The 14,104-nt window shown below is 34.6% G+C and carries 11 protein-coding genes and 1 pseudogene; all 12 read left to right on the top strand.

Annotated elements, in window-relative coordinates; translation table 11 throughout:
• Nucleotides 1-13: 13 nt before the first annotated feature.
• The 12 genes and pseudogenes from IPH52_03960 (at nt 14) to IPH52_03905 (ending at nt 14,059) form a co-directional block, all read left to right on the top strand.
• Nucleotides 14-4,690 (top strand): AAA family ATPase, encoded by a 4,677-nt coding sequence (locus tag IPH52_03960; GenBank protein MBK7054196.1) that lies wholly within the window; start codon nt 14-16, stop codon nt 4,688-4,690.
• 1 nt (nt 4,691) lies between these two features.
• Nucleotides 4,692-5,024: an STAS domain-containing protein gene (locus IPH52_03955; GenBank protein MBK7054195.1), complete on the top strand. Its 333-nt coding sequence runs from the start codon at nt 4,692-4,694 to the stop codon at nt 5,022-5,024.
• A 31-nt stretch (nt 5,025-5,055) separates the two neighbouring features.
• Entirely contained in the window at nt 5,056-5,391 is a 336-nt protein-coding gene (locus IPH52_03950) for an STAS domain-containing protein (GenBank protein MBK7054194.1), read from the top strand.
• Between the two features lie 61 nt (nt 5,392-5,452).
• A complete protein-coding gene (locus tag IPH52_03945) occupies nt 5,453-6,637 on the top strand; it encodes a cation transporter (GenBank protein MBK7054193.1) in 1,185 nt (394 codons plus the stop codon).
• Between the two features lie 79 nt (nt 6,638-6,716).
• Nucleotides 6,717-7,118, top strand: a complete 402-nt coding sequence (locus tag IPH52_03940; GenBank protein ID MBK7054192.1) for a hypothetical protein — start codon at nt 6,717-6,719, stop codon at nt 7,116-7,118.
• A gap of 110 nt (nt 7,119-7,228) precedes the next feature.
• Nucleotides 7,229-8,446 (top strand): hypothetical protein, encoded by a 1,218-nt coding sequence (locus tag IPH52_03935; GenBank protein MBK7054191.1) that lies wholly within the window; start codon nt 7,229-7,231, stop codon nt 8,444-8,446.
• Nucleotides 8,443-9,525, top strand: a complete 1,083-nt coding sequence (locus tag IPH52_03930) for a trypsin-like peptidase domain-containing protein (GenBank protein ID MBK7054190.1) — start codon at nt 8,443-8,445, stop codon at nt 9,523-9,525. The genes IPH52_03935 and IPH52_03930 overlap by 4 nt, the downstream gene beginning before the upstream one ends.
• A gap of 69 nt (nt 9,526-9,594) precedes the next feature.
• Nucleotides 9,595-10,359 carry a hypothetical protein gene (locus tag IPH52_03925; GenBank protein ID MBK7054189.1) on the top strand — a complete coding sequence of 255 codons (765 nt, stop codon included), beginning with the start codon at nt 9,595-9,597 and terminating at the stop codon, nt 10,357-10,359.
• Entirely contained in the window at nt 10,295-10,786 is a 492-nt protein-coding gene (locus IPH52_03920; GenBank protein ID MBK7054188.1) for a hypothetical protein, read from the top strand. The genes IPH52_03925 and IPH52_03920 overlap by 65 nt, the downstream gene beginning before the upstream one ends.
• Nucleotides 10,787-10,824: 38 nt before the next feature.
• The gene (locus IPH52_03915) at nt 10,825-11,547 is read left to right on the top strand and encodes a hypothetical protein (protein MBK7054187.1); all 723 of its coding nucleotides are present in this window, start codon (nt 10,825-10,827) and stop codon (nt 11,545-11,547) included.
• 161 nt (nt 11,548-11,708) lie between these two features.
• Nucleotides 11,709-11,921: a heavy-metal-associated domain-containing protein gene (locus IPH52_03910; protein ID MBK7054186.1), complete on the top strand. Its 213-nt coding sequence runs from the start codon at nt 11,709-11,711 to the stop codon at nt 11,919-11,921.
• A pseudogene (locus IPH52_03905) lies at nt 11,911-14,059 on the top strand (copper-translocating P-type ATPase). Before IPH52_03910 ends, IPH52_03905 begins: the two are co-directional and overlap by 11 nt.
• The last annotated feature ends 45 nt before the right edge of the window (nt 14,060-14,104 follow it).

Raw genomic sequence — 14,104 nt, 5'->3', positions numbered from 1 at the left:
TATTGAATTACTTTTGATTTCCGGTCGCTCTGGCATTGGTAAGTCAATCTTAATTAACGAAATAAATAAGCCTATTGTAGAATATAAGGGATATTTTGCGTCAGGAAAATATGATCAGTTTAAACGAACAATTCCCTATCGTGCTATAACTTATGCAATACAAAGTTTAATTCAACAAATATTAACAGAGAGCTCTGATTCTATTTCAACTTGGAGAGAAAATCTTTTAAATGCTTTAGGGGCTAATGGTAAAATCATTATTGATGTGATTCCTGAACTAGAGACATTAATTGGAGAGCAGCCTCCTGTTACGGAACTAGGACCGACAGAATCACAGAATAGATTTAATTTAGTATTTCAGAATTTAATAAAAGCATTTTGCACTAAAGAACATCCAGTTGCTATTTTTCTAGATGATTTACAGTGGGCGGATACTCCCAGTATACTCCTAATACAAACAATTCTTTCTGATCTGGAAATGAAATATCTATTTTTAATGTTATCATTTAGGGATAATGAGGTTTTACCAACAGATCCATTTTCAGTCATGTTGGAAGATTTGCATAAAACAGGATTCCAATCTAAGAATATATCATTAGAGCCAATTTCCGTAACAGATATTTCTCGTCTTGTGAGTGATACCTTAAATTGTGATGATGTTAAAGCAAAAGAATTAGCCACCGTTCTTTTTGAAAAAACGAAAGGAAATCCTTTCTTTGTAAATGAATTGTTTAAAAGTTTTTATGAGAAAGATTTGATTCAATATGTAAATGGAAGCTGGAATTGGGATATTGATAAAATCCAAGATGTAAAATTATCCGAAAACGTAATTGGCTTAATGGTTGAAAAGGTAAAAGAGCTTTCTGATTCAGCAATTGAAAAACTAAAATTAGCAGCTTGTATTGGTAGTTGGTTCAAACAAGAAGTATTCTTTCAGATACTAGGCAAGTCACAAACAGAGGCTAAGCATGATTTGATTCACTTAGCAAATGAAGGTTTTCTTCGTTTAGGTGAATTAGATGTTAATTTTGCTCATGACAAAATTAGAGAAGCAACCTATACACTTATTTCTGATACTGAGAAATCAAAATATCATTATACAATTGGAAATACTTACTTATCTATGCTCAATAAGTATAGATTGGAAGATCATATATTCACAATCGTAAATCAATTAAACCAAGGGATAGACCATATTACCAATGCTGAAGAAAAAGCAAAGTTGCAAGAATTAAACATAATTGCTGGAAATAAAGCAATGGCATCAACAGCCTATGAAGCCGCACTTGGGTTCTTTCAAATAGCTATTGATCAATTGCCAGATAATTCTTGGACGGCTAATTATGAATTAACCCTAGAATTGTTTACAAACAGAGCAAAGGCTGAGTATCTTTGTAAAAATTTTGAGTCTGCCGATAAAACTTTTAATTTGATTTTGTCTCATGCCAAAACTGAATTAGATAAAGTAACCGTTTATGAATTAAAATCTTCAATGTATGTAAGTCAGAATAAAATTTTAGAGTCATTAGATATTTTAAAACAAGCATTAAAATCCTTTGGAGTTGATCTTCCTAAAAAGCCTACAGAGCTTTCACCATTGCCTGAAATTATTAAATTCAAATTGAAACAAGGAAAAAAGCCAATTATGGATTTGGCTAATCTACCTTTGATAAACAATCAAAAATTTCTTATGATTATGCGTTTGCTGAATGCAGCTGTTCCAGCATCCTTTATTGCGCAGCCTAATTTATTTCCTGTATTAGTTTTAAAAATGGTAAATCTATCACTCAGAAATGGCAATGCTGCTTTGAGTTCCTTTGCCTACGTTGCATTTGGCTTAATTCAGGGATCCGGTCTTGGAGATTTTAAAACTGGGCATGAGTTTGGGAAGTTAGCTGTTCATTTGATTGAAAAGTTTAATGCAAAATCCATTGAGTGTAGAACTTATTTTATTTTCACAACAATGGTAAGTCATTGGACGCATCATGCCAAGGAAGCAATTCCATATTTCCAGACCGCAATACAAAGTGGTCTGGAAAATGGAGACTTACAATATACATCCTATGTGGTAAATCATTATAACTTTCAAGCATTGCTCATGCGAGTAAATCTTGATATGGTAATGGAAAGTTTTCAGAAATATGATCCTGTTATGAAGAATTTGCAACAGTATGATTCTTACTTAATGTACAAAATGAATCAACAGTTTGTTCATAATATGCATGGTCAAGCTAATGATATATTATTTTTAAAGAGTGATAAATTTGATGAAGCAACATCGGTTCCCGAATGGGAGGTTGCTCATAATTCTACAACCTTATTCGTTTATTATACTTTTAAATCAGAACTCTATTTCTTTTTTGGCGATATTTTGAAAGCTAGCGAGTATTCATTATTAGCTGTTTCACATGAAGGTGGAGTTTTTGGTATGATGTATGTACCCGAGCAGGTATTCTTTGATTCTCTTATCTGTGCGAAACTAATTTTGAAAACCCAAGACAAGAAAAAGCAAAAAGAATACAGAAAGCGTTTAGATAAAAACAATAAACGAATGAAGAAGTGGGGAGAAAATTGTGAAGCGAATTATGGTCATAAGTCCCGAATAATAGAAGGCTTAATAGAGCAAATAGAGAATCATCATGATAAAGCGCTTGTCTCATTTGAACGAGCAATGGAACTTGCAAAACAATACGAGTATACATTGGAAGAAGCAATCGCCAATGAATTTATGGCGGATATTTGGATAGGACGAAACAAAGAACGGATTGCGGATATTTATTTAATCGAAGCGCATTATGCTTACAAAAAATGGGGCTGTGAGCCAAAGGTAAAACAACTAGAAGAAAAATACCCACAATTGAAACGTCAGGCGACACGCACGATTAGTGCCGATATGACTGTTAGTTCCAGCTCAACTACAACAACGAAAACAGTAGCAGGTGGAAGCTTCTTAGATTTGAATACAGTCATCAAAGCATCGCAGACAATATCCGGTGAGATTCAACTTGGTAAACTCTTAGAAAAGATGATGAAGATTCTATTTGAAAATGCAGGAGCCGAGAAAGGTTATTTTCTTCTAAAAGAAAAAGAGAAGTGGTATATAGAGGCAGAAGGAAATGCAAACACGGATAGCATTTCCGTATTAGAAGCTAAACCATTGGAAGGATATTCTGAGTTATCCCCTAATATTGTGAATTATGTAATAAGAACAAAGAGTATTATCTTACTCAATGATGCGACAAAGAAAGGAATCTTTGTAAACGATAACTATGTAAAAGAAAAACAACCTAAGTCAATTCTTTGTTATCCAATCATCAACCAAGGAAATTTAGTTGGAGTAGTATACTTAGAAAACAATTTAACTACCGATGCATTTACACCGGATAGATTGGAGATACTAAAAGTATTGTCGTCTCAAATTGCGGTGAGTGTAGAAAACTCTCTGTTATACGCTAACCTGGAAGAAAAGGTAGAAGAGAGAACAAAAGACTTAAACGAAGCCCTTGTTGAAGTTAGAGGATTAAAAGAACAGCAAGATGGAGATTATTTCTTAAACACACTCTTGATCGAGCCACTCGGACAAAATAATGCATTTAGTAAAAATGTAGAGATTGAATTTTTCGTTAAGCAAAAGAAGAATTTTATATTCCGAAAAAGAGAATATGAATTGGGTGGGGATATTAATATTTCAGAAAATATAGAACTCCAAGGAAAAAAATACATTGTTTTCTTAAATGGGGATGCAATGGGTAAATCAATTCAAGGTGCTGGAGGAGTATTAGTATTAGGCACTGTGTTTAAATCTATTATCCAGAGAACTATTTCAACGGCAGCGGGTAAGAACGTATATCCAGAGAGATGGCTTAAGAATGCATTTATTGAAATGCATAAAGCATTTGAAAGCTTTGATGGGTCTATGCTAATGTCTACGGTGTTTGGATTAATTGATGAAGTGACCGGGACAATGTATTTTATGAATGCAGAGCATCCTGACATGGTGCTGTATCGAGATGGAATAGCAAATTTTATTGAGAATCCAAACCAATATCGCAAATTAGGAACACAAGGACAATCGGGAAATATATCTGTAGAGGTATTTTCATTGAGACCGGATGATGTAGTGATTCTTGGTTCAGATGGAAGAGATGATATTATTTTAGGAAAAGACCCAACGACCGGCTCTGATATTATTAATCAAGATGAGCTTTTATTTTTAACTCATGTGAAGAAAGCTGATGGAGATTTGGAAAAGATATATGAAGAGATTAAAAATACAGGAAAGCAAATGGATGATCTCTCTTTGTTTAAGATTCATTACACAGGAGTAGCAGCAGAGCAGAACAAAATGGAGGAAGACTTAAAACTCCTAGAAGACTACAAGGAGAAGATGGAATTTGTGAAGTATACTGAGGCAGGTGAAGAGGTAATTTCAAGTTATCCGCATCTAACTAACTGTCTATACGAAATATCATTTGCATGTAAACAGTTGGGTCAATATGAAAAAGCGATTGATTATGGAGAAAGACTTAGACTTCGTGATACAAAAAATATTCCGAATCTCATAAACTTAATTGAAGCCTATAAAGGCGTAGGAAAGAAAGAGCGCGCTAAAACAATATTAGACGCTTGTATAAAAGCAAGACCAGAAGATGTTCGATTTAAAAAACTAAAAGAGGAGTTATATAAATAAAATGAGCTATATACACAACGAAATAAATAGTGTAGATGTGGTTGAATTGGAAGAATCTATTGATTTATATTCAGCCCCACCAATTAAGAAATTTTTAAAGACACTCGTATTAAACAAAAATAAAAAAATAGTAATTTCTTTAGAGAAAGTTACCTTCCTTGACTCTTCCGGTCTTGGAATGTTAGTAAATCTATTCTTCGAATGCAAACAACGGGAAGTGCAAATCAAATTAGCAAAGGTTAGTGCAGAGGCTAGGAATATTTTCAGACAAACAAAAATGGAAAACAATTTTGAAATATTCGAGACAGTAAACGAAGCAATTGCTTCGTTTTAAGTTACAATAAAAAGGGAGATAAGTAGATAATATGAGTTATGTGCACAGAAAAGTAGTTGGTGTAGATGTGATTGAATTGGATGAATCAATAGATTTATATTCAGTTCCAGAATTAAAAAAATTTTGCAAAGAACTACTAAAAAAAGAAAGCAAGAGAATTGTATTTAATATGGAAAAATTAAAATTCATCGACTCCTCTGGATTAGGCATGTTAGTCAACTTATCTCACGAATGTAAACAGACTGATGTTGGACTAAAGCTTGCCAGTATGAGTGTAGAAGCAGAGAGAACATTTAGCCTAACAAAGATGCAGAATAATTTTGAAATATTCCCAACAGTCAACGAAGCGATTCGTTCTTTTGGCTAGAGGAGTCATATTTAATAAACTAATACTTGACAGTAACGAAAATTAAAATCCAATTTCTATTATGCTATCTGAAATTCTAATAAAAGTTTTTATAAAGAACGCAGAGGATGTTACTGATAAAAAAGTAAGAGGGAATTTAGGTTATCTGGGTGGGTTTGTAGGGATTGTGGTTAATCTACTGTTATTCTCTATCAAACTCACAGTCGGTCTTATTGTAACAAGCATTGCTGTGATTGCGGATGCGTTTAATAATCTTTCTGATGCAGCTTCCTCCATCGTGACTATTCTAGGATTTAAAATATCTAAAATGCCAGCAGACAAAGAGCATCCATTCGGTCACGGTAGAATGGAATATATATCTGCACTGATTGTCGCCTTCATGGTAATGCTAGTCGGTATGCAATTCGTAAAATCTTCCTTTGAAAGAATTCTAAATCCGGAAAAAGTAACCTTCGAACTAATTCCCTTTCTGTTATTGGTAGTCTCCATTCTATTAAAAGTCTGGCTAAGCATATTTAACCGCTACATGGGAAATAAAATAAACTCCTCCGCTTTAAAGGCTGCTTCTGTCGATGCATTAGGAGATGTATTCACCTCAAGCTGCGTCGTATTATCTTTATTAGCTGCTAAATATACGGATTTTCCTATAGACGGCTATGCGGGTATTGTAGTTGCTCTTGTCATCTTGTATTCCGGTTTTTCTCTCGTAAAAGAAACGATCAGTCCACTTCTTGGAGAAGCACCTTCCCCAGAACTTGTAGAAAGTATCAATAGTTCTTTACTTTCCTATGACTATATAACCGGTGTTCATGATCTAATCATTCATAATTATGGAGTAGGAAAATTTATGGCTACGATTCACGCCGAAATACCTGCTGATATAAATATTTTGAAGATTCATAACATCGTTGATAAAGCAGAAAGAGAAATTTCTAAAAAATTGGGCATAATGTTATTTATCCACATGGATCCGGTATCGAATGATAATGAAGAAGAAAAAATTGCAAGAAACTCTGTGCATAGAACAATTTCTTCCATACCCTGCATTAAATCCTTTCATGATCTAAGAGTTGTAGAAGGGGGAGAAGGAGAAAAAAAGAATTTAATATTCGATGTCGTCGTTGATTCACTTTCCATGAATAAGACAAGCAATGAAGACACAATAAAAGAAGATCTTCAAATAAATTTAACCAAACTTCACCCTGACTACAATTTCATCATAACCATAGATTATCAGTTTTATTAATCCATCTCAAATTAGTAATTTCATTTTCAAGCTTAGTATTCCTAAAAAGATGGAATATCATATTGAAAGTAGGTTTAAAATGAGATGTTTTAAATTATTATTCTTTTTATTTTTTGGGATTGGAATTTTCTATTCTCCGACATTAAAAGCCAACTGCACATACTGCTACCAAATAGCATCAGTAGAAATCACCTATCGCAATAAAAAAACACAGCATGGATATATTTCATGGAGTCCAAACCAAGATGTAAATCTTACCGAAAAAGGATTTTTAGAAGAAGCAAAGAAAATGCAGAGAGTCCGTTTCTTTAAAAATCTATCCAAGCGCACGGTAGGCTCTGATGAGAATACGGCTAATGTGTATTATGCACTAGCTAGAAATGTAATGCTTCTAAGACGTTATGACATTAAAAGATTGAAAATTTTGAATTCCAACTTTGGTGAAACACGCTCTGATATTCAAATCATTAAAAAATGGTAAGATAATAGCATTTTTCTGAATGTGAAAAAAAAACTTTATTTCAGAAAAATATTGCATTTTTAAATGTTAAAAAAAATAGTAATTACTATTGCTACATAAAAGAGGCTTACATGGAGAAATCCCTAACTTATGATAAAACGATTAACTTAGTAAGAAGTAGTTCATCGACACCTTTCTGGTATGAATCCGTAAAGAATTTTGATAATAAAGACTTTAAGACTTCATTCTTTAATTTACTGCGATATGTAAATAGCACAATTGTAATTCCCAACGAATCGAGTGAATCAACAGAACTTCACCTTCCACATGGATCAATCATTATAAATATAAAGATAGATTCAAAAAGCTATGAAATTTCTGCGCCCTTCTTAAAAGTTCCCGATGGTCCGAATGGAATTGGTATGATGCGACAAATTGCCGAGCTTAATTTCTCTTACCTTGTATTAGGTCAGATTATTTTGAAAGGAAATGATTTTTACTTCGAGTATAAAGACTCTCTAGAAAATTCAGAGCCTTATAAAGTATACTCTCTATTAGAAGAAATTTGTTTCTGTGCTGATTACTATGATGATGTATTCATTGATAAATTCAAAACAGAGGCAGTAAAAAAACCAGAACTCAATGTATTTAGTTCTTCCGAACTCGATACCGCTTTCAATAAATTCAATGAGATTATAAAGGAAGGTATTTCCATTGTTGAATACTTTGAGTCAAAGCGCTATTATTCTCTGGCTTGGGAAATGATGGAAAATATTTTCTTAAAAATAGATTATGTAATTGCCCCCCAGGGAATATTGGGTGCGAAGTTAAGTGAGACAAAAGGTTTACTTTTTGCCAATGACGCCCAACAGACATTAGTCGCAAACACAAAAGTTAAATTACTAGAATTGCTAAACTATGATAGACAAAAATTTAACTCTTCTCTTTTCCATCCTAAGTTTTTAATACCAATTCGAAAGAGAGGCGAACTTCCTTATATACAAGATTTCATGGGAAGCACACATGAAGCCATGACAAGTTCTTTGGGAAATAAAAACTATGTAGATATTACGGTATCAGCACTTTATTTAATTTATGATTTATTCTATAAAAACTCAATTCCAAATGAAATTGCTTCTTTCTTAGATTCTGCTTTAGAAAGAGCCGGCGGTAAAGATTGGAAGACAAGTGCAGAGATTCTTTACGATGCAGTAAATAAAATTATGGATTTGAATCCAGAAGAAGATATAGGCAATAAATTAGGTGGAACAGTTACACACGGTAGCACCAAATCAATTTTCGGTAAAATTACAGGTCTATTCAAAAAACAAATCGGAGAATTACTATGAGTGAAATAGAAAAAATTGAGCCAGTCATTTTTAAAATAAATACAGCGAGTGGCAGTGGAACAGGGTTTTATATTCAAGATCAAAATCTAGTTGTTACAAATTATCATGTAGTCAGCGGATACAAGAAAGTAGCCATTGAAATGCAAGACAAAAACACTCTCTCTGCGGACGTAATGGTCATTAACCCATTAATTGATATTGCTTTATTAAAACCAGAAAAAACTTTAACAGGCTTACCGAACGTAACCTTTAAGAAACATGATAGCCTAAAAAATAGAGACAAAGTCTCCGTCTTGGGATTCCCATTTGGAATGCCTTTCACAGTAACAGAAGGAATCATTTCAGCAACAAAGCAACTACTAAACGGACAGGCTTATATTCAAACAGATGCCGCTGTCAACCCGGGTAATAGTGGTGGACCAGTTGTGAACATGAACGGAGATATCATTGGAGTGACAACTAGCAAATTTACACAAGCGGATAATATGGGATTTGCTCTACCAATCGATCATGTTATGGAAGAACTAGAAGCATACAAACTAAATCCAAATATTGCTTATTCAGTAAAATGTCCTTCGTGTAATTTTTCTTTACATGAACCTATGGACAATTGTGCAAATTGTGGAGCAGCATTAAAAAAAGAGTTATTCGATGAACAACCAAAGACAGAAATGGCAGTTTTTGTAGAAGAAGTTTTCAATGAACTAAAAATTGATCCAGTCATTGCAAGACGAGGTGTAGACTTTTGGGAATTTCATAGAGGAAGTGCTCTTGTTCGCTATTTCGTTTATCGCAATAGCTTCTTATTTGCAACGAGTCCTCTTGCTAAACTACCAAAAACAAATTTGCAAGAAGTTTATAAATATATTTTGAGTAATCCAGTTTCTCCATTCTATCTTGGAATCAGCCAGGGGCTAATATACATTTCCTACCGCGCCCATCTTTCCGATTTAAAATCATCTAAACGATCTCTCATTCAGAAAAATCTAGCAGCTCTTGCTATCAAAGCAGATGAATTAGATAACTTCTTAATCGAGACCTATGGATGCGAGTGGCACGAAGAGTCAAAAAAAGAATAAGCCAACAAAGGCACTGAAAATTACAATGCTGTTTCTTCACGGATAAGCATTGTAATCCATAAAATTAAAATGCTTAAAAAAATCATATTTTTCTTCGTTCTTTTATTGGCAAATTCCATTTGTCCGCAAGATTCAAAATTAGAATCTGAAAAAATCTATCAGTCTGTTTTAAAAGCAACATTTGTGAATGATAAAATTGAAGTAGCAAAGAAATTCCTATCAATAAGTGAATGTAAGGAAGGAGCTTATACAAGAAAATTATTGAAAGATTCCCATTACTGGAACCGTGAAGCTGGAATTTTTATTGTTGGTGAATGCAAAAATCCGAATCTAGATAAAGAGATGTGTAAGCTGTTTTTAGAAGATCATATGATCCGCACACCAATTCGAGAATTGATTAAAAAAAATCCAAATCGCTTTGTGAAAGATTTAATCGCTATTTATAAAAATGATATTTGGAATCCATCTAAGAAAGAATTATTTCAACTATACGAAATTACGCAAGATGAGAATACTTCCAATTTTCTACAAAGCATTATTAAAAATCCAAAATCTCCCGATAGAAGTCTTGCCATTCAGTCTCTACTCAAGCATCCGAAGAAACAAAATGATTCCTTTATACGTTCCTATTTAAAAGATAACGAATTAAGGAAATACTCACTCCAATGGATTGTTGAAAATGGGTCAAATGATGATTTACCTCTCTTTCAAGAAATTTTAAGTAGTATTAATTCAAAAACGGAAGACTTAGTATTTGCTTGCATGGCTATTGGAAAATGGGGGAAACGAAAAAGAAAAGAAATCTACCTATCTTCGTTTTTTAAAGGAGGATAATCAGAGTTTACTTCCGTCTGTATTTTTTATTTTTAATAAGATGATGGATGAAAATCTATTCAGCGAAATTAGTAGACTCAGCCGCACAGGTAAAACGCAAACAATTCGAACAGAAGCAATTCTACAAATCAAGGATTTGCCAAATCAAAAAAAATATGCTTTTCTAATTCTATTTTTACAGGAAGAATACCAAACACAAACGCAAGCTGATATTGGTGATGCTTTCGCAACTGTAATTACTTTTGGAATTCACGGAATTTTTAAAGGCTTGCAAGAGAAGAATAGAAAGAACAAATTTGCATCGATTCAATCAGAAGTAATACAACTCTTACAAAAAGAAACCGGTGAAAGATTTACAACCGCTCCTGAATGGAAAGCCTGGGCAAATCAAAAGAAACATTTACCAATCACAATTACCTATGAATAAATCTTGACCAAAACAAAAACGTTTATCAAAATGAACTTATGGGAAACGATCTTCATAGTTTTTTAGTCAGCACTGTTGCAGAAAGAATTGATCCAAACAAATTAATGAAGCTAAGAAAAGAGTTTAACGGAGTATTACAGGCATTATCCCCCGTAAGAAAATATGCTCCACGAATTTACATAGGAGGGGTTTATGAAAAGAGAATCGAGATTAACACCTATGCAGATATGGATATTCATATTTACTATCCTTACGATCTACAAGACCATATACGAGAAATAGCTGAGTATGCATTTGAACTAGTCTCTAAAAAATTTGAAACACGTTCACTCGGACTACTCTATCGAATTACAATCAACGAAGACTATGATATCGACTTTGTTTCTGGAAGAGCAGAAGATTCCGAATACGGATACTCGTTATTATACGACCCGGAGACAAACCAAAGGCAAACAGGCAAGCTGCAAGAGCAACTTAATCTTATCCGCAATGCAAGATCAATGTTACGACTTGTTAAACTATGGAAGCGCCATAAACTTCTAATTTGGGATTCTACTAAACTTGAAAAGTCCGAGATGCCTTATTTTCTGAAGAGAAAAGAATTAAATGATTACGGAATTGCTTTTCAACAATGGCTCCTGATTAACATGGAACTCAAAAAGAAATTTGCTGGTCAATACGAAGTTCAGAGATTCATAGCTGCCGGTGAAGAAACACTCAAAGCGGTTAAAGACAAATTCTGGATTCGAACTATTTTTTAAAACTAGATAATCGAGATAAGTATCACCGTAACAATCAGGAACCAGATGACGTAGAGTATCCGCCATATCAATTTAAGCTTGACATTCAAAATGTGTAAATGTCATATTTGTAATTACAAATGATATCTTAATAGAAGCAACTACCAAGGAGAATTAATACCATGAAATCTTTATACCAATTAGAAGGGATGACTTGTGGACACTGCGTTATGCATGTAGAAAAAGAATTTTCTAAAGAAGGAATTACTGCGAAAGCTGATTTAAAAAATCATTCTGTTAGCGTTGAATTGGAATTAGACGCTAGCATGTATAATAAATTAAAAACTGCCTTAGAGGAAGAAGGTTACTCACTAGGGAACAAAATTGAATCCTGACAACAAACAAGAAATTACACTTGATCTTTTTGGGATGACCTGCGCTAATTGTGCCCTTCGCATAGAGAAGGGTTTACACAAAGTTGCCGGTGTCGAAGATGCAAGAGTCAATTTTGCCCGCGAGACTGCTTATGTTAGATATGATAATTCTATAAAACCGGAAGATTTATATACCAAAGTAGACTCCCTTGGATACAAAGCCTCTGAGCACTCGGAGGCTAATGCAGATAAGACGGAAGACAAACACAAAGCTGAACTTAATAAATTAAAATTCCGTTTTATTATTTCTGCACTTTTATCTATTCCACTTTTATACACGATGGTTTCTCATTTTTCTATTCTTTCTTTTTTACCATTGCCCGCAATCTTCCTACATCCATGGTTTCAATTCTTGCTTGCAACACCGGTTCAGTTTTGGATTGGGTTTCCCTTTTACGATGGAGCTTATCGAGCCTTAAAAAACAAAGCGGCTAACATGGATGTGCTTGTTGTTACAGGAACTTCCGCAGCATACGGGTATAGCCTCGTAATGAGTCTAATGCATGGCATTAAGCAAAACGATATATTTTATACAAATGCATGGAAGCATATTGAGCACCTAGGACATGCGGCATTTCCACCTTTATACTACGAGACATCGGCTGTATTGCTAACATTTATTCTCGGAGGCAAATGGATAGAAACCGTAGTCCGCGGACAAAGCTCGAGTGCGATAAAAGCCTTATTAAAACTAAAACCGGATACTGCTAGAATTAAAAAAGAAAACAACTGGGTAGAAGTTCCATCGGAATATTTAAAAGTAGAAGATCTCATTTTAGTAAAGCCGGGTGAGAAAATTCCCACTGATGGTATTGTAATGGAAGGAAATAGCTCTGTAGACGAATCCATGTTAACCGGTGAGAGTCTCCCTGTAGAAAAAACATTAAGCAGTAAATTACTCGGCGGAACCATTAATGGAAACGGAGCATTAATCTTAAAAGCAGAAAGAATAGGATCAGATACACTCTTAGCTTCCATTATTAAAACCGTCGAAGATGCACAAGCTAGCCGTGCCCCACTCCAAAAAATTGCAGATAAAATTTCTGGAGTATTCGTTCCAATTGTAGTCTTACTGGCTACTCTTGATTTTGCGCTATGGTTTCTATTTTTAGAGCCAGGCATTTTAGGTGCTGCACTTGAAAAAGCAATCGCCATATTAGTAATTGCATGTCCCTGTGCCCTTGGTCTAGCGACTCCTGTTTCCCTTTTGGTTGGAACAGGTAAAGCCGCCGCAAAAGGAATTTTATTTAGAAATGCAGAAGCCTTAGAAACAGCAGCCTTTATTAATACAATCGCATTTGATAAAACGGGAACTCTTACAGAAGGAAAGCCATATGTTATTAAATACAAAGCTCTTGCAGATAATGAAAATATACCACTCGAAAAAATTGCCTCGGTAGAGGCTGGCTCCGAGCATCCACTAGCTAAAGCAATTGTGAACTTCGCCAAGGAGAAAAATATCTCCCTTTCAAAATTTAACAATTTACAAATAGAATCCGGTGGTGGAGTAAGAGCGTTAGTCGATAACTTCCAAGTATTTGCAGGCAAACAATCTTACATTAGTAGCCAGGGCTTTACTATACCAAAAGAAATTCTCCAAACTGCAGACGAATGGGAAAAAGAAGGAAGCACGGTTGTGCTTGCAGTCGTATCAGGGAAGGAAACCTATTCAGCAATCTTTGCCATCGAAGACAAATTAAAACCAAGCAGCAAAGACGCGATTAAAAAATTAAAGTCATTGGGCATAGAGCCAATATTACTCACGGGGGATAATGAAGTAACCGCTAGAAAAATCGCGAATGAAGTTGGAATCGAAAAAGTATTTGCCTCTCTATTGCCAGAAGATAAAGCTAAAAGCATTTCCTCATTGAAAGCAGAAGGGAGAAAAATTGTTACGACTAATTGACGTTATCCGAATCAGCCGAAGCACCGTTCGAAACATTCGACAAAATTTCTTCTGGGCACTTTGTTACAACGCAATCGGAATTCCCATTGCCGGCATAGGCTTATTAGCCCCCTGGGTCAGCGGCGGTGCAATGGCATTTAGCTCAATTTCTGTTGTATTAAATGCGCTGTCGCTCAATTGGAAGAAGGATTAGCTGTCACCCCCGAAATTCCACCTGCTATCGCCGCAACCGCCAAGC

Source organism: Leptospiraceae bacterium, from assembly GCA_016708435.1.
GTDB lineage: Bacteria > Spirochaetota > Leptospiria > Leptospirales > Leptospiraceae > UBA2033.
The sequence above is the reverse complement of the archived record's forward strand: the minus strand, read 5'-3'. Positions and strand labels throughout refer to the sequence as shown.